The organism is Telluria sp. AZSoR62 (genome assembly GCF_058111565.1).
The window spans coordinates 1-262 of the sequence record NZ_JBYTST010000375.1 but is presented as its reverse complement, the minus strand read 5'-3'; the positions used below and the strand labels follow the sequence as shown (position 1 = coordinate 262).

The following is a 262-nucleotide window of genomic DNA, read 5'->3' as shown; positions in this document are numbered from 1 at the left end:
CAGAACAGTGGAAACATTGTCCTGAACTCCTCAGGGTGGACCCAGTTGAATGCTGGTGGTCAGGGCAACTCCAACCAAGCTGCGATGTGGTGGAAGCGGCTAGTGGGGGATGAGACGACGATTTCCGCGACTGTTCCGAATATGAACACGTCTGGCGGTTGGGTGGTTCGGCTGGATTTCTTCGGAAACGCTGGCTTGGTCTCCTCCAGTTGGGCACCGATCGTTTCCACAAATGCGGTCACTTCCAAGGTGTTTCAGAACA

At 54.6% G+C, this 262-nt stretch carries 1 protein-coding gene; it reads left to right on the top strand.

Annotated elements, in window-relative coordinates; all coding sequences use genetic code 11:
• Nucleotides 1–262, top strand: a 262-nt coding sequence (locus AC3XQU_RS24155; protein WP_489876657.1) for a hypothetical protein, incomplete at both ends; no start/stop codon positions are given.